This window comes from Acetivibrio mesophilus (genome assembly GCF_004102745.1).
In the GTDB taxonomy this organism is placed as follows: Bacteria; Bacillota; Clostridia; order Acetivibrionales; family Acetivibrionaceae; genus Hungateiclostridium; species Hungateiclostridium mesophilum.
In genome coordinates, this window is record NZ_RLII01000001.1 from 149,384 (window position 1) to 169,049 (window position 19,666).

At 40.3% G+C, this 19,666-nt stretch carries 21 protein-coding genes and 1 riboswitch; all 21 genes read left to right on the top strand.

Features of this window, described 5'->3' with window-relative positions; translation table 11 throughout:
• On the top strand, positions 1-1,530 hold the full coding sequence (gene cobA, locus EFD62_RS00740) for a uroporphyrinogen-III C-methyltransferase (RefSeq protein ID WP_128705596.1): 1,530 nt from the start codon (positions 1-3) through the stop codon (positions 1,528-1,530).
• Positions 1,496-2,476, top strand: a complete 981-nt coding sequence (gene hemB / locus EFD62_RS00745) for a porphobilinogen synthase (RefSeq protein WP_014256584.1) — start codon at positions 1,496-1,498, stop codon at positions 2,474-2,476. The genes cobA and hemB overlap by 35 nt, the downstream gene beginning before the upstream one ends.
• Positions 2,473-3,771 carry a glutamate-1-semialdehyde 2,1-aminomutase gene (gene hemL / locus EFD62_RS00750; RefSeq protein WP_128705597.1) on the top strand — a complete coding sequence of 433 codons (1,299 nt, stop codon included), beginning with the start codon at positions 2,473-2,475 and terminating at the stop codon, positions 3,769-3,771. The genes hemB and hemL overlap by 4 nt, the downstream gene beginning before the upstream one ends.
• A complete protein-coding gene (locus EFD62_RS00755; protein WP_014256582.1) occupies positions 3,768-4,130 on the top strand; it encodes a sirohydrochlorin chelatase in 363 nt (120 codons plus the stop codon). Before hemL ends, EFD62_RS00755 begins: the two co-directional genes overlap by 4 nt.
• Complete coding sequence (locus EFD62_RS00760; protein ID WP_024832145.1) at positions 4,127-5,326, top strand: bifunctional cobalt-precorrin-7 (C(5))-methyltransferase/cobalt-precorrin-6B (C(15))-methyltransferase; 1,200 nt, start codon at positions 4,127-4,129, stop codon at positions 5,324-5,326. Before EFD62_RS00755 ends, EFD62_RS00760 begins: the two co-directional genes overlap by 4 nt.
• Positions 5,316-6,659 (top strand): cobyrinate a,c-diamide synthase, encoded by a 1,344-nt coding sequence (locus EFD62_RS00765; RefSeq protein WP_128705598.1) that lies wholly within the window; start codon positions 5,316-5,318, stop codon positions 6,657-6,659. The genes EFD62_RS00760 and EFD62_RS00765 overlap by 11 nt, the downstream gene beginning before the upstream one ends.
• Positions 6,656-7,609: an adenosylcobinamide-phosphate synthase CbiB gene (gene cbiB, locus EFD62_RS00770; RefSeq protein ID WP_014256579.1), complete on the top strand. Its 954-nt coding sequence runs from the start codon at positions 6,656-6,658 to the stop codon at positions 7,607-7,609. Before EFD62_RS00765 ends, cbiB begins: the two co-directional genes overlap by 4 nt.
• A complete protein-coding gene (gene cobD / locus EFD62_RS00775; RefSeq protein WP_128705599.1) occupies positions 7,597-8,661 on the top strand; it encodes a threonine-phosphate decarboxylase CobD in 1,065 nt (354 codons plus the stop codon). Before cbiB ends, cobD begins: the two co-directional genes overlap by 13 nt.
• Positions 8,654-10,156, top strand: a complete 1,503-nt coding sequence (locus tag EFD62_RS00780; protein ID WP_024832141.1) for a cobyric acid synthase — start codon at positions 8,654-8,656, stop codon at positions 10,154-10,156. The genes cobD and EFD62_RS00780 overlap by 8 nt, the downstream gene beginning before the upstream one ends.
• Entirely contained in the window at positions 10,153-10,677 is a 525-nt protein-coding gene (locus EFD62_RS00785) for a cob(I)yrinic acid a,c-diamide adenosyltransferase (protein WP_128705600.1), read from the top strand. Before EFD62_RS00780 ends, EFD62_RS00785 begins: the two co-directional genes overlap by 4 nt.
• Positions 10,677-11,306: a precorrin-8X methylmutase gene (locus EFD62_RS00790; RefSeq protein ID WP_014256575.1), complete on the top strand. Its 630-nt coding sequence runs from the start codon at positions 10,677-10,679 to the stop codon at positions 11,304-11,306. The genes EFD62_RS00785 and EFD62_RS00790 overlap by 1 nt, the downstream gene beginning before the upstream one ends.
• Positions 11,307-11,571: 265 nt before the next feature.
• Positions 11,572-12,588 (top strand): ABC transporter substrate-binding protein, encoded by a 1,017-nt coding sequence (locus tag EFD62_RS00795; RefSeq protein ID WP_069194731.1) that lies wholly within the window; start codon positions 11,572-11,574, stop codon positions 12,586-12,588.
• Between the two features lie 37 nt (positions 12,589-12,625).
• Positions 12,626-13,030: an iron chelate uptake ABC transporter family permease subunit gene (locus EFD62_RS00800; RefSeq protein WP_235832520.1), complete on the top strand. Its 405-nt coding sequence runs from the start codon at positions 12,626-12,628 to the stop codon at positions 13,028-13,030.
• 121 nt (positions 13,031-13,151) lie between these two features.
• On the top strand, positions 13,152-13,340 hold the full coding sequence (locus tag EFD62_RS00805; RefSeq protein ID WP_014256570.1) for a CooT family nickel-binding protein: 189 nt from the start codon (positions 13,152-13,154) through the stop codon (positions 13,338-13,340).
• 374 nt (positions 13,341-13,714) lie between these two features.
• Positions 13,715-13,801: riboswitch (cyclic di-GMP riboswitch) on the top strand.
• A gap of 99 nt (positions 13,802-13,900) precedes the next feature.
• On the top strand, positions 13,901-14,701 hold the full coding sequence (locus tag EFD62_RS00810; protein ID WP_235832521.1) for a LytR/AlgR family response regulator transcription factor: 801 nt from the start codon (positions 13,901-13,903) through the stop codon (positions 14,699-14,701).
• Between the two features lie 12 nt (positions 14,702-14,713).
• The gene (locus EFD62_RS00815; RefSeq protein WP_069194729.1) at positions 14,714-16,072 is read left to right on the top strand and encodes a sensor histidine kinase; all 1,359 of its coding nucleotides are present in this window, start codon (positions 14,714-14,716) and stop codon (positions 16,070-16,072) included.
• Positions 16,073-16,176: 104 nt separating this feature from the next.
• Positions 16,177-16,512 carry an ArsR/SmtB family transcription factor gene (locus tag EFD62_RS00820; RefSeq protein WP_069194728.1) on the top strand — a complete coding sequence of 112 codons (336 nt, stop codon included), beginning with the start codon at positions 16,177-16,179 and terminating at the stop codon, positions 16,510-16,512.
• Entirely contained in the window at positions 16,505-17,593 is a 1,089-nt protein-coding gene (gene hgcA, locus EFD62_RS00825; RefSeq protein ID WP_088262877.1) for a mercury methylation corrinoid protein HgcA, read from the top strand. Before EFD62_RS00820 ends, hgcA begins: the two co-directional genes overlap by 8 nt.
• Before the next feature lie 11 nt (positions 17,594-17,604).
• A complete protein-coding gene (gene hgcB / locus EFD62_RS00830) occupies positions 17,605-17,898 on the top strand; it encodes a mercury methylation ferredoxin HgcB (protein ID WP_069194727.1) in 294 nt (97 codons plus the stop codon).
• A gap of 17 nt (positions 17,899-17,915) precedes the next feature.
• Positions 17,916-18,320 carry an arsenate reductase ArsC gene (locus EFD62_RS00835; protein WP_069194726.1) on the top strand — a complete coding sequence of 135 codons (405 nt, stop codon included), beginning with the start codon at positions 17,916-17,918 and terminating at the stop codon, positions 18,318-18,320.
• Between the two features lie 425 nt (positions 18,321-18,745).
• Positions 18,746-19,600, top strand: coding sequence for a substrate-binding domain-containing protein (locus EFD62_RS00840; protein WP_069194725.1), 855 nt, complete (start codon positions 18,746-18,748; stop codon positions 19,598-19,600).
• Positions 19,601-19,666: the final 66 nt, after the last annotated feature.

Consider the following 19,666-nt stretch of genomic DNA (forward strand, 5'->3'; position numbering starts at 1 on the left):
ATGAAAAAGGGCTTTGTGGTTTTGGTAGGGGCAGGTCCGGGCGACAGGGGGTTTTTAACCCTTAAAGGAATGGAATATATAAAAAAGGCTGAGGTTGTTGTTTATGACAGGCTTGTTTCAGATGATATTCTGGAGCTGATACCGGACAATGCAAAAAAAATAGATGTGGGTAAGGAAAGCGGCAGGCATCCGGTGCCTCAGGAAGAAATCAACAGAATTCTTGTGGATGAAGCCTTAGCGGGAAAACTGGTAATAAGGTTAAAGGGTGGAGATCCCTTTGTATTCGGACGCGGCGGAGAAGAGCTGGAGCTTCTGGAGCTAAACGGGATTCCTTTCGAGGTGGTTCCGGGTATTACCTCAGCGATTTCTGCGCCTGCATTTGCAGGGATTCCCATAACCCACAGGGATTATTGCAGCAGCTTTCACGTCATAACGGGACATCAAAAGAAGGGCGAAGAGCTGTCGGTTAACTTCAAAGCACTTGTACAGTCAGGAGGCACATTAGTCTTTCTAATGGGGATTTCTTCTCTGCGACAAATACTTGATGGACTTTTGGCAGAAGGTATGGATAAGCATATGCCGGCTGCAATTATTGAAAATGGAACAAGAGCCGGTCAGAGAAAAATTCTGGGCACAATTGAAAACCTTTATGAAAAGGCTGTAGAGAAAAGCGTCGAATCTCCTGCCGTTATTGTGGTAGGAAAGGTTTGTGGTCTGAGTGACAGATTTGACTGGTATTCAAAAAGAGAGCTCATGGGTGTGAAAATCATTGTAACAAGACCTAAGGACTCTGCCGGTACATTGACCGCCAAGCTTAAGGAACTGGGTGCAGATGTTATAGAATATCCATGCATTGAGATAAAGGAAATTGAAAATAACAGCCGGTTGGAAAGAGTAGTAAGCAACATCAAAGAGTACTCATGGATTGTTTTTACAAGTAAAAACGGAGTTAATATCCTGTTTGAATATTTGAAGAGGCAAAAGAAGGACATTAGAATTCTGGCCGGTCAAAAATTTGCCGCAATCGGGAGTCAGACTGCTGAAACGCTTGCCGGCTACGGAATTATAGCAGACTACATACCTGAGATTTTTGACGGAAAGCATCTGGCGGAAGGGCTTTGTAAAATAGCGGGTGCTGATGAAAAAATACTTCTTTTGAGAGCTTTAAAGGGTAGTGCTGAAATAACGGCTGTTCTAAAAGAAAATGAAAGAGCATTTGAAGATGTTCCGGTATATGATACCTTATATGTCAATAAGGGAAGCCGGGACATAGAGGCTCTAATAAATGGTAATCCAGGCATTTATGTGACATTTACGAGCGCATCGACTGTTGAAGGCTTTGTCGGATCAATACAAGGAATTGACTTAGGCAAGATAACGGGAATATGTATTGGCAGCCAAACTTCAAAAGCTGCTGAAAAATATGGAATCAAGCACTATATATCGGATGAGGCAACCATTGATTCAATGATAAGTAAAATTACGGAGGTGCAATATGAACGCAATACGGCCACGAAGACTGAGAAATGATAAAAACATAAGGGATTTGGCAAGAGAAACAAGGATTTCATCCAAAGCATTAATACTTCCATTGTTCATAAAGGAAGGGAACGGAATTATCGAGCCCATAGAATCTTTAGAGGGACATAACTATTACAGCCCCGATACCGTACAGGCAGGGATAGAAGATATTCTTAATGCCAACGTTAAATCGGTTTTGCTTTTCGGTATTCCCGATAAAAAAGATGATGAAGGGAGCGGAGCTTATAGCGAAGACGGAGTCGTACAAAAAGCCGTAAGGAAAATCAAGGAAAGGTATCCGGAAATAACTGTAATAACAGATGTCTGTATGTGCGAATATACGGCAAACGGACACTGCGGCATAGTGAAGGACGGCAAGGTCATAAATGACCTGACGCTTCCCTACATTGCTAAAATCGCTCTTTCCCATGTTGAAGCCGGGGCTGATATTGTCGCTCCGTCAGACATGATGGACAACAGGGTTGCAGAAATAAGGAAAACCCTTGAGGGCAAAGGCTTTCATGATACTCCAATCATGTCGTATTCAGTAAAATATGCTTCGTCGTTTTACGGACCGTTCAGAGATGTGGCCAAATCTGCTCCAGCCTTTGGGGACAGAAAGACATACCAGATGGATTATCACAACAGGCGTGAAGCTTTAAAGGAAGCCATGCTGGATATTCAGGAGGGTGCGGATATTTTGATGGTAAAGCCGGCCATGGCTTATCTTGACATTATAAGAGAGCTTAAGGATAAAACACAAAACCCCATTTGCGCATACAGCGTAAGCGGTGAGTACGCAATGATAAAAAGCGCTGCCAAGTTGGGCCTTGTTAATGAATATGCTGTTATGTGCGAAAGTGCCGTCAGTATGTTCAGAGCAGGTGCGGACATGCTTATAACGTACTATGCAAAGGAATTATCAAAAGCAATTGAGAAGGGAGATATCGGATGATGAGCAGCAGTTTGATTGACAGAGCCAGGAGTGTAATGCCGGGCGGGGTGAATAGTCCTGTGAGATCTTACAGGGCAGTTGGAGGAGAACCTGTTTTTATAAAAAGAGCGAACGGCTCCAAAATTTATGATGTAGAGGATAGAGAATATATTGATTATGTCTGTTCATGGGGGCCCATGATTCTGGGACATAACAATAAAAAGATAGCAGAAAGCGTCAAAAAGGCTGTCGATTACGGGTTGAGCTTTGGCGCACCGACGGAGAAAGAAGTAATAATGGCTGAGCTTATTACTTCCATGGTTCCGGGAATTGATATGATAAGGATGGTAAACAGCGGAACAGAAGCTGTCATGAGTGCCTTACGGCTTGCCCGTGCCTTTACTGAAAAAAGTAAAATAATAAAATTTGATGGCTGCTACCATGGACACTGCGACAGTATGCTAGTTAAGGCGGGATCGGGGGCTTTGACTCTTTCACATCCCGACAGTCTTGGTGTAACTGGTGAATTTGCAAGAAATACTCTGATTGCAGATTATAATGATATAGAGAGTGTGAGACGACTCTTTGCAGAAAACAAGGGAGAAATTGCTGCTGTCATCCTTGAACCTGTGGCGGCCAATATGGGTGTAGTTCCTCCACGGGATAATTTTCTTGCCGGACTCAGAGCTCTATGTGATGAAAACGGAGCGCTTCTGATTTTTGATGAGGTCATTACAGGATTTAGGCTTTGCCCGGGAGGAGCACAGGAATATTTTGATGTCAGAGCGGATATTGTCACCTTCGGCAAAATTATCGGAGGAGGTATGCCTGTTGGGGCATATGGGGGAAGAAAAGAGATTATGGAGCTTGTATCACCCCTTGGGGGAGTTTATCAGGCGGGTACCCTTTCTGGAAATCCCATAGCGATGGCAGCAGGAATAGCACAGTTGACGGAACTTAAGGAAAACAAGGATATATATTTGCGAATAGACAGAATGGCAGAGTCACTGGAAAAAGGATTTAAGAGGATGGCAAAAGAGCTGGAGCTGACTCTCACTGTGAACAGGGTCAGATCCCTGTTATGCGTATTTTTTACAAAGGAAGCTGTAACTGATTTTAAAACTGCTAAAAGCAGCAATACAAAGCTTTATGCAAAATTTTTCAAGCATATGTTGGATAACGGTATACATATGGCGCCTGCACAATTTGAAGCCATGTTTGTGAGTGATGCGCATACAGAGGAAGACATAGAAAAAACATTGGAAAAAGCAGAAAAATCCTTGAGAGAAATGAAAAACGGAGGAGATTTTGCATGAGAGGAATACTGATACTGGCCCATGGAAGCAGGGAGAAGTCAACAGAGCAGACTTTACAGCAGGTTGTAAATTATCTTGGAGAAATATTCAGTGAGGAAATTATTGAAACTGCATACCTGCAGTTTTCAAACCTGGATCTTCATACCGGGCTTGAAAAGCTGAGAGCAAAAGGTGTTGATAACATAATTGTCATACCTTATTTCCTGTTTGAAGGTGTACACATAAAAGAAGATATTCCGAAGGAAATTGACAAATACCTTAAAGAAAATAAGGATGTAAAAATTACAATGGGAAAGACGCTGGGAGCGGATAAAAGATTGGCGGAAATATTAGCCGACAGGATAAGGGATGCATTATGAAAAAGCAAATATTCATAATCGGATGCGGCCCCGGGGCGCCGGAGGAAATCACCGGACATGGTGCGAAGCTGCTGGAAATCTGCCATGAGGTCTATGCATTTGACAGAATCGGAGATTTGTACAAAGACTTCAAAGAGGGTATTATTAAATGTTCATATCAGGACATCGAAGAGAAAATAAGAAGCTCAAAAGCTCAAAAAATGGCTGTTCTTGTTTCCGGAGATGTGGGATTTTTCAGTATGGCAAAAAGGCTGGATGAAAAATTCAGAATTGATTTTGATGTGTTCTTTACATGCGGAATCAGCAGTCTTCAATATCTTTGCAGTAAAATCAAGCTAAGCTATGAGGATGTCAGAGCTGTGAGCCTCCATGGAAGAGAAGGTAATCTTCCGGGGAGTATCGCATATAACCGGTACACTTTTGTTCTGACCGGCGGGGCTAACAACGCTTCGAAAATATTAAAGGATCTTAAGCAAAATGGCTTGTCAGGGATAAAAGTTACAGCCGGGGAGCTGCTTTCAATGCCGGGTGAAAGAATTTTATGCGGAACGGTGGAGGAGCTTTCTGAGATTTCCTTTGACAGCCTTACGGTTCTTTTGTTTGAGAATGAGAATTGTGTAAACAGGGATATGCCCCTTTTTGACAAGGAGCTTTCAAGGAATGAAACTCCAATGACGAAGCAGGAAGTGCGCTGGGTTGCAGTAAACATGATGAAGATAGAAGCACGGGATGTTTTGTTTGACATAGGGGCGGGCAGCGGCTCGGTAGCTATAGAAATGGCTAGAAAAGCCCACGAAGGATTGGTTTTCGCTATAGAGAAAAAAGACAATGCATTTGAGCTTCTCTGTAAAAACAAGTCCGATCTCGGCGCGTTAAATGTAATACCCGTCTTTGGAGAGGCATTGGAGGAAATAAGGAAGCTGCCTGTCCCGGACAAGGTGTTTATCGGAGGAAGCGGAGGCAATCTGGATAAATTGGTTAAAAGCCTGTATAGGGCAAATGAAGATGTAAAAATTTTGATTACGGCAATAACCCTTGAGACTTTAACTGAGGCCCTTGAGGCATTCAAAGAGATAAATTTTGAAACAGATATTGTTTGTCTGAATTGTTCAAAAAGCAAAAAGGCCGGAAGCTACAATATGATGATAGCAAACAATCCTATTTACATAATCTATGGTGAAAAGAATGATAAATAAAAAAATCAACAGAATCATGATAGCTGGAACAAACAGCGGCTGCGGAAAAACAACAGTGACCTGTGCAATACTAAAAGCGTTAAAGAACAGAGGGCTCAAGGTAGCTGCCTTTAAATGCGGCCCTGACTATATTGACCCTATGTTTCACAGCGAAATAATTGAGACAAACTCAAGGAATATTGATTTATTTTTATGCGGAGAAAGGCAGGCAAGATACCTTTTTGCCAAAAACAGCGAGAATACTGATGTTTCGGTCGTGGAAGGCGTTATGGGCTTTTACGATGGGGTGGGTGGAAATACCGGTGAAAACTCTTCATGGGATATATCAAACAAGCTTGGAATTCCTGCAGTTTTGGTAGTTAACTGCAAGGGAGCTTCGGTCTCCGTTGCCGCTATGATAAAGGGTTATCTGGATTTTGATAAAAACAGGATTGAAGCTGTAGTTTTAAATAATGTTTCAAAGCACATGTATAAAATGTACAAAGAAACTATTGAAAACCGTCTTGGAATAAGAGTGGCAGGTTATATGCCTTTTGAACCCGAGGCAGTCATTGGGAGCCGTCATTTGGGGCTGGTTACCGCAAAAGAAATAGGTTCGCTGAAGCAAAAGACGGAATTACTTGCTGCTATAGCAGAAGAGACTATAGATTTGGACCTGCTTCTTGATATTGCAAATAATGCGGAACATTTTGACTATGAGAAAATTGAAGTTGAGCAAATATCAGATGTAAGAATTGCAGTTGCTAAGGACAGGGCATTTTGCTTTTATTATCAGGACAGCCTTGAGCTTCTCGAAAAAATGGGTGCAAAGCTGATATATTTTTCACCTACTGAGGACATTAGGCTGACGGAGGATGTTGACGGCTTGATATTAGGAGGCGGATATCCGGAGCTTTATCTTGAAAAGCTCAGCAAAAATGCCGGAATGATATACAGCATAAGAGCTGCATGGCGTGAGGGAATGCCGATTTATGCCGAATGCGGCGGCTTTATGTACCTGGGAAAAAGTATTAATTCCTATGCAATGACCCACATAATTGAACCGGGCTTTGAGATGACGGAGAAACTTCAGAATTTCGGGTATGTTACATTGACTGCAAAGGACAACACCATGCTTTTGGAGCATGGAGAGTCCGCCACTGCCCACGAATTTCATTATTCTAAAAATGATTCTGATTCCGGTAGCCTTACAGCCAGAAAAGCAAGCGGGAAAACGTGGGAAACCGGATATTGCAAGGAGAACGTATTCGCTCTTTACCCTCACATTCATTTCTGGGGGAACATTCAAATGGCAGCCAGATTTATTAAAAAATGTGAGGAGTACAAAAAATGAGATATCTGTTTGTTATTGGTATTGCTTTCATACTTGATTTGATATTCGGAGATCCATACTGGCTACTTCATCCCGTGTGTATAATTGGAAAGGCAATCAGTGCTTTGGAGAAAATGTTAAGAAAAATCGTAAAAAACGAGCTTTTTGCAGGGACAGTTCTCGTGCTGGTTATATCGGGATTAGCTTTTTTTGTTCCATTTTTGATACTGTATCTGGCAAATACTTTGAATTACTATCTGGCTATGGGGATTGAAATTTACTTCTGCTACCAGATTTTTGCCGTAAAATCCCTGAAAAAAGAGAGTATGAAGGTTTATTACCCTCTCAAGGAAGGCAATTATCCGGAAGCTAGAAAATACTTATCCTACATTGTCGGAAGGGATACGCAGAATTTGGATGCTAAGGGTATCACAAAAGCCACAGTCGAAACGATAGCCGAGAACACCACTGACGGTGTCGTAGCTCCGCTTTTTTATATGGCAATAGGAGGCGCGCCCCTTGCTTTTTTATACAAGGCGATTAACACAATGGACTCCATGATAGGCTACAGAAATGAAAAGTATGAAAAATTCGGAAAGGTTGCTGCAAGGCTTGATGACATTGCAAACTTCATACCGGCAAGGATAACTGCACTGCTTATGATTGCGGCAAGCGCATTGAACGGCCTGGACTATAAAAATGCTTTTAGAATGTTTCTAAGAGATAGGAAAAACCATAAAAGCCCAAATTCTGCACAAACCGAGTCGGTATGCGCCGGAGCTTTGAATGTACAGCTGGCGGGCAATGCCTATTATTTCGGACAGCTTGTCCATAAGCCGACTATTGGTGATAATAATCGGGAAATTGTAGCTCAGGATATAGTTCTCACAAACAAATTGATGTATACGACTTCTGTTTTAGCAGTGATTGCTGCCATGATTGTAAGGGGGTGTATCTGGTGGATGATATAGCAATGCACGGCGGCGATATCTATTCATATATGGAGATGAATGGAGCAAAACCGCTTGATTATTCGGCTAATATAAACCCTCTGGGTTTCCCTGACAATGTTAAAAAGGCGTTGGCTCAGAGTATTGAAAGCTATAGTGTCTATCCGGATACTAATTGCCGTAAGCTGAAGGAAGCTGTAAGTGCCTATGAAAAATTTGAAGCGGACTGCATACTGTTCGGAAACGGCGCGGCAGATATAATCTACAGAATATGCTATGCCTTAAGACCGAAGACTGCTCTCCTCACAGCGCCAACCTTTTCCGAATACGGACAGGCCCTTGAGAACACCGGCTGTAAAATCGAGTATTTTGGATTAAGCCCTGAATATGGCTTTACTGTGGGAACCGGCATATTGGAGCAAGTGTCAGGTAAGGATATTGTTTTCATTTGTAACCCAAACAACCCGACGGGAAATTTGGCAGACAGGAGCTTAATATACAAGCTTGCAGAAAAATGCCGAAAGGAAAACTGTATTTTGGTCATTGACGAATGCTTCATGGATTTTGTCGCTGAAAAGAAGAGCTATAGCTTTATAGAGTATCTTGAGGATTTTGACAATGTGATAATTGTAAAGGCTTTTACGAAAATATTCGCGATGGCGGGGTTCAGGCTCGGGTATTGCTTATGCAGCAATAAAGAAATACTGTTGAAGATTGAAAAAGCCGGGCAGCCGTGGAGCGTGTCGACACCTGCTCAAGTAGCAGGGATCGCCGCAATTGGAGATAAGGATTATCTAATAAGGACTGCCAGGATCATAGATGAAGAAAGAGGCTATTTGTCAAAAAACTTAAGCAGCTTTGGCTTCACGGTTTTTGAAAGCCATACTAACTTTATTTTATTTAAAGCAGAACAGACGGATTTGTATGACAGGCTTTATAAAAAGGGCGTACTGATAAGGAAATGCGCCAACTTCAAAGGACTTGACGATACATATTACAGAATAGCTGTCAGATGCCGTGAAGACAATGAAAAGCTGATTAATGCAATAAGCGAGGTAATAAAAAATGGCTAAGGCAATCATGATACAGGGGACAACTTCTAATGCAGGCAAAAGCCTTATAACTGCAGGACTTTGCAGGATTTTTTCACAGGACGGCTATAGGGTGGCGCCTTTCAAGTCACAGAATATGGCACTGAATTCCTATATAACTGAGGACGGGCTTGAAATGGGCAGAGCTCAGGTTGTACAGGCCGAAGCCGCATATAAGAAGCCGGATGTCAGGATGAATCCCATCCTCTTGAAGCCCACAAGCGACAAAGGTTCACAGGTCATTGTCAATGGCGAGGTTGTGGGCAATATGAAAGCTATGGATTACTATAAAAACAAAACAAGATATATACCGGAAATTATGAAAAGCTATAGCTCCCTTGCCGCTGAAAATGACATTATAGTGATTGAAGGTGCAGGGAGCCCGGCAGAAATAAACTTAAAAGAAAATGACATAGTCAATATGGGCATGGCAAAGATGGCAAATTCCCCTGTGCTGATTGTTGGAGATATTGACAGAGGCGGTGTGTTTGCTTCACTTTACGGAACTTACATGCTACTGAATGAAACTGAAAAGAAGTATATTAAAGGGAACATCATCAATAAGTTCAGAGGCGATATCAAGATCCTGGAGCCGGGGCTTAAAATGCTGGAAGACCTTATACCTGTTCCAACAGTCGGTGTAGTTCCATACATGACTATGAGAATAGATGATGAGGACAGCCTTTCTGAAGTATTTGAAAATAGCAGTGTGTTGGTGGACATTGATATTGCTGTCATAAAACTTCCCCGAATCTCAAATTTTACGGACTTTAATGCTTTTGAATTGATTTTGGGAGCCAAGGTTAGATATATTTCGAGTGCAAAGGAATTTAAGTGTCCGGATTTGCTGATTCTACCGGGAACAAAAAATACAATTGACGATTTAAAATGGATGAGAGAGTGCGGTATTGAGGCTGAAATATTAAAATATGCAAGCAGGGGGAATCCTGTATTCGGTATTTGCGGCGGATATCAGATGCTCTGCAAAAGCCTTAAGGACCCTTACAATGTGGAAGGCGGCGGCGAAATAAAGGGCTTGGGACTCATTGATGCCCATACCGTATTTGAAAAGGAAAAGACAAGAACCAGAGTAAGCGGCATTTTTAAATGCGCTGGTGGTATTTTTTCAGAGCTCAATGGAAAAAGCTTCGAGGGCTATGAAATACATATGGGTATAACAAAGGCTGAAGGCTTTTTGTCGATGCTGAAAAGCATGGACGGCGGTGAGAAAACCGACGGGCTTTGCCAGGGGAATGTTTATGGCAGCTATGTCCATGGAATTTTTGACAGCGAAGAGGTTTTAAAGACCATTATAAAAGCTTTGTACAACAAAAAAGGTCTTGAATACAATGAAACCTTAAGCTGTGACGTTAAAGCGCATAAAGAGCGGGAATATGACAAATTGGCAGATGAGCTCCGCAAATCTCTCGATATGAAGTATATTTATAAAATTATTGATGAAGGTGTTACTCTATGAACGGGTTGATTCATATTTATTGCGGCGACGGGAAAGGGAAAACGACAGCAGCGTTGGGACTTGCATTGCGTGCCTGCGGCAGCGGCTATAAGGTAATTCTGGCTCAGTTTTTAAAGTCATGGAATACAAGTGAATTGAACATTTTGGATAAAATGGAAAATGTATTAATTTTAAGAAGTAAAAAACCGGGCAAATTTACTTGGCAATTAAACGATGAGGAGAAAGCGGCACTTAAAATAGAAAATAACAGAATCTTTGAAAAAGCTATTGAAGTTATATCATGTGATAAAAAAATCCTTATCATATTCGACGAGCTTATTGGAGCAATAGAAAAAAACCTTATTGACAAAGAAGCAGTAGTGGACTTTCTGAAGACCAAGCCGCTCCATGCCGAAGTAGTTCTTACAGGGAGAAATCCTGATGGGGAATTGCTTGGTTTGGCCGATTATATCTCTGAAATTAAAAAAATCAGGCATCCATTTGATAGTGGTGTTAAAGCACGAGAGGGGATTGAATATTGATGAAATTGTATAGACCCGATGAAATTGAAAAGAGAAGCTTTGAAATAATAACTCAGGAAATTGGAGATATTGAACTGGACGCGAAGGTTGCGCCTATTGTTAAGAGAGTAATTCATACTACTGCGGATTTTGATTATCTTCATAATCTTTGCTTTTCCGAAAATGTAATAAATATTGCGCTTGAAGCCATTAAGAAAGGGGTTGACATTGTAACAGACACCAAAATGGCTTTATCCGGTATCAACAAGGCTGCTTTGGCAAAAGCCGGCGGCAAGGCATATTGCTATATGGCAGATGAAGATGTTGCAAGAAAGGCGAAAGAGCAAAATTCAACCCGTGCGAGTGTATCTATGGAAAAGGCGGCAGAATTGGACAAGCCTCTTATTTTTGCTATAGGCAATGCGCCCACAGCCCTTATCAAGCTGGATGAATTGATAAAAAGCAATAAAATAAAACCTGTTTTAATTATTGGTGTACCAGTAGGCTTTGTGAATGTCGTCGAGTCAAAGGAGCTTATTATGAAAAGCGGTGTTCCTTATATCGTTGCAAGAGGGCGAAAAGGCGGCAGTAATGTGGCGGCGGCAATTGTAAATGCTCTCTTGTATATGGCATATCCACGTGAAAGCTAAAGTGTTAGGAGGAACTATGCAATGAAATAGACAAAACAGCTATTATTGGTGCATCAAAAGAAAGAACTAATTAAAAATCTATTAGTAAATATTGACTTTCAATTTATGGCATAGTAAAACACCAAAAGATAATGTCACGTAGGCATTATTAGGGTACAAAAGAAAAATTTATTATTTGAAATAATAGCGGTCACGAAGACTGTTTCTTAGTGAAACTTTTTTTGTTGACCGCTTTTTATTTATATTAATTTTTGGAGGAAAGAACATGAAAAAAATTATTGCACTATTTACCATGATTTGTATTATGGCTATACTTGCAGTAGGTTGCCAGAAAGCAGAAGTAAAACAAAACGAAGAAACTAAAAGCACAACAGTGAAGATTATCGACTCCAGAGGAAAAGAAGTTGAAGTAAACTATCCGGCTAAGAAAATCGTATGTCTGCTAAACAGTGGTTTGAATGACCTTTATATGCTTGGTGCGAAAGACCAGGTTATCGCAATAGACAAATGGACATATGATACAAAGGATGTTTTTGAACTTACTGCGCAGATTGATGAAAGGGTAAAGAACAAGTCACTCCCCGCTATTGACAAAAACATTGAAGAAATCGTTGGGATGAACCCGGATGTGGTAGTCATGTGGGCCGGTCAGGAGGATGATATTAAAACTCTGGAGGACAAAGGGGTTAAGGTAGTAGGAATACAAGTGGATAACTTTGAGCAGGTCTACACAAAGATGGAGATACTGGGCAAAATCTCAGGCAAAGAAAACAGAGCGGCAGAGATTATTGACTACACAAAAAAAGAACTTCAAAATATTAAAAATAAGATTAAAGCTATTGATGAATCAGAGAAGCCGTCATCCCTATTTGTATGGGGACCTTCAAAGCTAGACATCGCCGGAAGCAACAGCACCGGTGACAGTATTATAAAAATGAGTGGAGCGAAAAATTCTGCTGCCGATATAAATGAGGAACATATTGTTGCAAAAATGGAGCAGGTTGTTAACTGGAATCCTGACTTCATCATTATGTGGAATATCAAGGATTTGGATCCCGATGACTACTTCAAAGATGCACAGTGGAGCAATATAAATGCCATAAAAAACAAAGCAGTTGTTGAGCTGCCCCATCCATTCTATTGCGATCTTTGGACGGTTAAATATATATATTCGGTTAACATCATAGCAAAAACCCTTTACCCTGATTTGTTCAAGGATGCAGACATTGAGAAAACAAAAGCGGATATGCTGAAAAAGTTATATAACATCGATTTTAAATAGAGTAAGATAAATAGAGCAAGGGATTAAGGAAATATTTATGAAAAAAGACATAGAGAAATTAATATATTTCTTACCAATACCGGTTTTTTTAATTACTTTGTGCATTGGTTCCTATCACATACCAATTGCCAAGGTGATAGATTTAATGCTTTATAAAATAAGCGGATATACATTCTTTCATAGTGTAATTGACACAAACAGCCTGAATGTATTATTAGAGATAAGGTTACCAAGGGTTATTCTTTCAATGCTTGTTGGAGCAAGTCTTTCGGTTTCGGGGACCTCCTTCCAGGCTGTATTGAAGAATCCCATTGTTGAGCCATATACCCTTGGCTTATCATCAGGGGCAGCTTTTGGAGCTGCCCTTGCGTTGTCATTTCTTAATATTCCGGTACAGATCAGTGCATTCATTTTCGCCATTATGGGTGTTGCGGTATGCTAAACTGGAAATTGTCTTGATACTGTTATCCGACATTTTCTAGTTTAGCATACCGGTGAGCCTTTGCCGCATCTTATTGATAAGGTGGTTCAAAGTATTAAAGAAAGCATGAAGAGGTGCTAATATGTGTGAAGCAAATGTTTATTTAATTGATGAGAAAGGTGAAGAAAAGCTGTTTCTTGAATCTGTTGACAAGATACTCCCAGAAGAAGAGAACTTGATATTGGAAAATATATTTGGACAAAGGAAGATAGTAAAAGCAAGGATTAAGGAAATGGAACTGGTAAATCATAGAATTGTTTTGCAAAGATGATTTACATGAGGCCATTTACGATAAAAAGACAAAATGCATGTGTATGTAAAATAATTCTTTGCTACAGTAAGAAGGGCAGAGTAAATACAAGAAATCTATGGGTTTGAAGTATCAGCCTAGATGGTAAGCAATATCACTGATAAAATGTTACCTGATATAGGAGAGTAGCATAAGGCCAATGGATGAGATTTATCCGATAGTATTTATTACGCTATTCATTCTCAATTGAATTTTACAAAAAAAGTGAAATTCTAATTACTGGCAGTGAAATTTGAAGGGCAATAATATTAACCAATAAAAATAAAGTGAGCAAGCTTTGACAAATTTCAACACAGCTCTTGGTATATAATAGTAAATATAATCAATATAAATAAAATCGATAAAGGCAAACTTGTTGAAAGACAAGGACGCAAAGCCTCGGGTCTAAAGCGGTTTACCGCTATGATGGCCGGGTTGCCGGAACTAAGCTGCTTTAGGCTCATTGGTGTTTTTTAACATCAGTGAGCCTTTATGTATACAACCTGAATTACTAATAGTGACGACTTCGAGCCATTATGACTATGATTTACCGGAAAGGTGTTTGCAGGTTTGCCAAGGAATCCAGAAAGGAAGTGGTGAGTTTGTTACCGGTTAAAGTTGTAATGGCTGATGATGAACATGGAGTAATGCTGATACTCTGCTCGATTCTTAGTAAGCTTGAAGGGGCTCTGGTTATAGGAACAGCAGATAATGCTAAAGATGCAATAGCACTTGTAAGAGAGCATAACCCGGATTTAGCTTTCCTGGATATTGAGATGCCTGATATGAAAGGGATAGAGTTAGCTGAAAAGCTGAGAGATATAAAACCGGATATAGCAATAGTCTTTATAACCGCACATCATGAATACTCTCTTGATGCATTCAAACTGTATGCATCCGATTATATATTAAAGCCAATTGATGAGGATAGAGTAAAATCTACTTTCCGGCGCATATATAAGATGCTGGAATTATCAAAAAAGAGTGATACTTCCCATAATACAGAGACCTGCAGAATTTCAATAAATCTGGGCAATGAACGAGTCTTTATAAAGCTGGATGAGATATTTTATATAGAAAAGTCTGGACGTCATACCCTTATCTCCTGTACCAACGGGAAATTTAAAACCCGACAAACCCTGCAGGAACTGGAGAAGTACTTAGGAAAGATGTTCTTTCGTTCTCATAAATCTTTCATTATAAACACCGATCGGATTGAAAAGATAGTCTCTTTTCCCAATTCATCGTATTATGAGGTAAAATTCAATAATTGTGAAGACAAGGCTTTACTTAGCCGTGATCGTATGTCTGAGCTAATGATGTATTCTGACTATAATGTTTAAGGGGGTATTGCGATGGATGTTATGCCGTTAATCCCCTTTTTAGGTGTGTCTGTTCCTGAAAGCCTGGTTTTGTATTATATGGTACTGGCATTAACGAAGAAAAAGGAGTCACCGTTTGTAGTAATGATCCTTTCCCTGCTGACTTCGATATTCTCATTCAGTATTCGGACAATGCCGGTACGATTTGGTATCCATACCATATCACAAGTAGCACTCATGACCATATTTTTGAACCTCTTTTTCCGATTGCCCTGGCATACTTCAGCAGTTGTAATGGTACTTTCAAGTGTGCTCTTGGGATTGGCGGAGGGAATCTCCGTTCCTCTTCTGGCTTGGATTTTTAAATTAAAACTTGAACAAATCATCTCTGATCCTTTGCTAAGATTATTTTTTACTTTGCCACACTTGATTTTACTTTCAGTATTAGCGTATATCATCAGCAAACGAGGATGGCGATTACCGTTAATATCAGAAAAATTGGAAATAAAAAATGTGTCTGACAAAAGAACAACAAAGCAATCCATTAGGCAAAATTGTCTTTTGGCATTATGCCTGGTACAAGCTTTAATGCTTGTTTTATTAAATCTTAGTTTTCATGCTTACAATTCGGGTGTTTATCCCAGTTTTACACTTAAAACGCTAGTAGAAGTTGGTAGCCTTGTTTTATTGGTTTCTGTTTTAGCTACGATATTTGTATCCGGATATCTGTTAAAAGTTATAGAACACGACGCAAAACTGGAAACAGAAATTCATTATGCCAGAGAGAGACACAATTTACATTTGCGTTTGCAGGTTGAACGTCATGATTTTTACAACCATCTTACTGCTATTTATGGATATATTAAGGCTTGTCATTTCGACCAGGCAGAAACCTATATCGAAAATTTGTATCATACTGTCAGTCGTATAGGAAGCCTCTTGAAAATTGAACCTCCGGAATTAGCGGCTATTATAAGTACAAAATATGAGGAAGCAAAAATTAACGGAATCAAATTCTATTGGCATGTAAAAATACATGACGGTTCACTTCCGCTTTCGTCGGAGGATCTCACTCATTTAACAGGTAACCTTCTGGATAATGCTTTAGATGCAGTAAAATCGAATGGTTCCCCACGAATAGACCTAGTCCTAATATGCAACAAGCTAGGTTTGGAATTAAAGGTATCCAATAACGGCACCCCCATCCCTCAAAATGTAAGGCAAAATATTTTTACTGCCGGATATACGACTAAAAGCATTAAACAGCATAGCGGTCTTGGACTATATATAATTAAGCAAATTATAGATCGTTATGACGGTCAATTACAGTTGAGAGAGCCAGAAGACTATACCGGTGTAGAATTTATGATTTATATTCCTTGGAATAGATAGGTGCGATAATTAGATTTCAATATAATTTTCCGGTCTCATATTGACACTCTTCGATTTGACGCATATAATGATCATATCGATATTTATAGATTTGAGGTGCCGATATGGAAGACTATTTGGAATATGCTAAAGTATTCAAGGCGCTGGGGGATCCTAAGAGGGCCATGATAGTGGATATGCTCTCCTGTGGTGAGCTTTGCGCTTGTATGATTTTAGAGAAATTCGATATGTCCCAATCCACGCTGTCTCACCACATGAAGCTCCTGTGTGAATGTGGGCTGGTCAAGGGCAGAGAACAAGGTAAATGGACGTATTACTCACTAGACACAGATGCTATCAGTAGAATAAAGCAATTTCTCTGTAAAATTACCTCCGAAAAAGAAAATTGCATCTGCAAAGAAGATACAGTCTGTTGTAAAGGATGTGATACGAATGAGTAATGAGAAGTCCTGTTGCTGCTCGGCTAGTAGTTGTTGCAACACGAAATCCATCACACCATATGATAAAAATGATAAATGGGTAACCGGTGAAATCTTTACTCTTAAAGGCAGCGTGCCTGTGGTTTCAACAAATCTTCACTTTAAAGACATATTCGGAGCATGGAAAGTGCGCTGGGGTATCGGCAGGATGAATTATAAGATCAGTCCTGGGCTTTATGCTGTTGGTAAGCCTGATCATACGTCCCCTGTGTTGGTAAGTGCGAACTATAAGCTGACATTTGATGTATTAAGGAAAGAGTTATCAGGCTTGAATTGTTGGATTTTGATACTTGATACTAAGGGTATCAATGTTTGGTGTGCCGCTGGTAAAGGTACATTCGGAACTGATGAACTGGTAAACCGCATATCGAAAACTGGGCTGTCTGAAATAGTATCGCACAGGAAATTGGTGCTACCTCAGTTGGGTGCGCCCGGTGTGAGCGCCCATGAAGTGACAAAACAAACCGGATTTTCTGTAGTTTACGGACCTGTAAGGGCGAAGGATATAAAGGCATTTCTCGATTCAGACTTCAAAGCCACAGAAGAAATGCGTACCGTGAAATTTACGATGTGGGACCGATTGGTTCTCACTCCAATTGAACTGGCGGCCGCCGCAAAGCTTTCATTGGTGGTTTTTGGCATATTGTTTCTCCTAAACCTGTTTGCTGCAAGACCTTTCGGGCTTGCGGATTTCATTGCCTATGCGGGTGCTGTGATAACGGGAACTGTCATAACGCCTTTGCTCCTTCCCGTGATTCCCGGCAGGGCCTTCTCATGGAAGGGCTGGTTGCTGGGGTTGATATGGGCTTTGGGATTTATATGGTATAGCGGCTGGTTTGTTCCCGAATCCTTGCTTCTTGCCATAGGGTATTTGCTGGTATTGCCATCATTTTCGGCTTATTTGGCAATGAATTTCACAGGCTCATCAACATATACATCCTTTTCCGGTGTTATCAAAGAAATGAAAATAGCTGTGCCGCTTATTACTATTTCATTAATAGTAGGGATTGTATTGTTGCTGATAAATAGTATCTGTGTATAAAGGAGGACGCTATGAAACATAGATATTTGAAAAATGTTGCAACGCTTCGCTTGTCTGCTGAAAAATGTATAGGCTGCGGAAGATGTACGGAAGTTTGTCCTCATGGGGTTTTCAGCGTCAATGAAAATAAAGCAAAGATTAAAGATAAAGACCGTTGTATGGAGTGTGGCGCTTGCTCGAAAAATTGTCCCACAAATGCTATCGCTGTTGACTCTGGAGTGGGATGCGCCGCAGCTGTGATTATAGGTTGGCTAAAAGGAAGTGAGCCAAGCTGTGATTGTTCAGACAGTGAGGGATGTTGCTAAAATGGAGTGTGATGGTTATGGGTAATAAACCCAAGGTCGCATTTATTTGTGTTCATAATTCTTGTCGAAGCCAGATAGCTGAGGCACTTGGTAAGCATCTTGCAGGAGATATATTTGAAAGCTACTCTGCTGGTACAGAAACAAAACCCAGAATTAATCAGGATGCTGTACGTCTAATGAAAGAGCTATATGATATAGATATGGAGAAAACCCAACATTCAAAGCTGCTTGATGATATCCCTCCGGTAGATATTGTTATTACAATGGGGTGCAATGTGAAATGCCCTTATCTTCCCTGCAAACACAGGGAAGATTGGGGACTGGATGATCCCACAGGTAAAGGTGATGAGGAATTTAAAAAAGTAATCTCAACAATAGAAACAAAAGTAAAGGAGCTAAAAGGCAGACTAAAGCGTAAATAATTATATCACCAATTCCAAATCAAGTAGTTTTTACGATGGCTATATTACGCAGTGTAAGGTAAATTTAAGATTGGGCAATGATGAGAGGATGTCGGGATAGGCTGGCATTCTCTTTTTATTTATAAAATTAGTATTATCAGTGACAAGTATTTTATAAGCAGAAAAGTACTAAAATGTTTTCAGTAATCCATCTACTATCAGTCCACATCCAGTCAGATTTTACAGTAGAGGAGGGATTCATAGTGTTAACTATATCGAAAGCAGGGCCCCCAAGGAAGGCCTTTAGATTGATTAGATGAAAGGATATATATTTTGATATTTTACAAGAATTTAACCTAAACCTGCATTTACCTTTAACTTCTTTACTGTAATATTTGTGTTGTTAAAGAAAAATATATAGAGAAGGGAAAGGAGAGAAAAACGGAATGAAAAAGAATGTAATACTTGTGTTAGCCTTAATCATGCTGACAATCTTCTTCACAGGCTGTGCAGGCGGAGGCAGCAATGACATTGTAGTTGTTTCACGGGAAGATGGATCGGGCACCAGAGGAGCATTTATTGAACTTTTTGGAATTGAAGAAAAGGATGCAAATGGAAACAAGATAGATCATACAACAGACGAGGCAACTGTTGTAAACAGTACTTCCATAGTAATGACCACGGTAGCTGGCAATAAGAACTCCATTGGGTATATCTCCCTGGGTTCCTTGAATGATACCGTAAAAGCAGTTAAGATTGATGGAACGGAGCCCACCGTTGAAAATATTAAAAACAATGCTTACAAGGTATTCAGACCTTTTAATATTGCAACCAAGGAAGACATCAGCGAACTGGCTCAGGATTTTATCAGCTTTATCCTCAGCAGTGACGGACAAAAGGTAGTTGAAGACAATGGCTATATTGCTGCTTCAGAAGAAGGGCCTTACAGCGGCACCAAGCCTTCCGGCAAAATAGTGGTTGAGGGATCCTCGTCTGTTACTCCGGTCATGGAGAAGTTGAAAGAGGCTTATTTGAAGCTGAACACCAATGCAGAGATTGAGATACAGAGCAGTGATTCTACAACAGGCATGAATTCAGCGATGGAAGGAACCTGTGATATCGGCATGGCATCCAGAGAGTTGAAGGAGAGTGAATTGAAAAGCTTGAAACCAACAGTTATAGCTATGGATGGACTTGCTGTCATTGTAAATAAGGAAAACCCGGTAAGTAATCTGACAAGTGACCAAATTAAAGGTATTTTCAAAGGGGAAATTACCTCCTGGAATGAGGTTGCTGAGTAAGCCAAAATAAACCGGTGGAGCATTCTGCCAGATCAGGTGCGTATACGGGCTTTTAAGGGGTTAAGT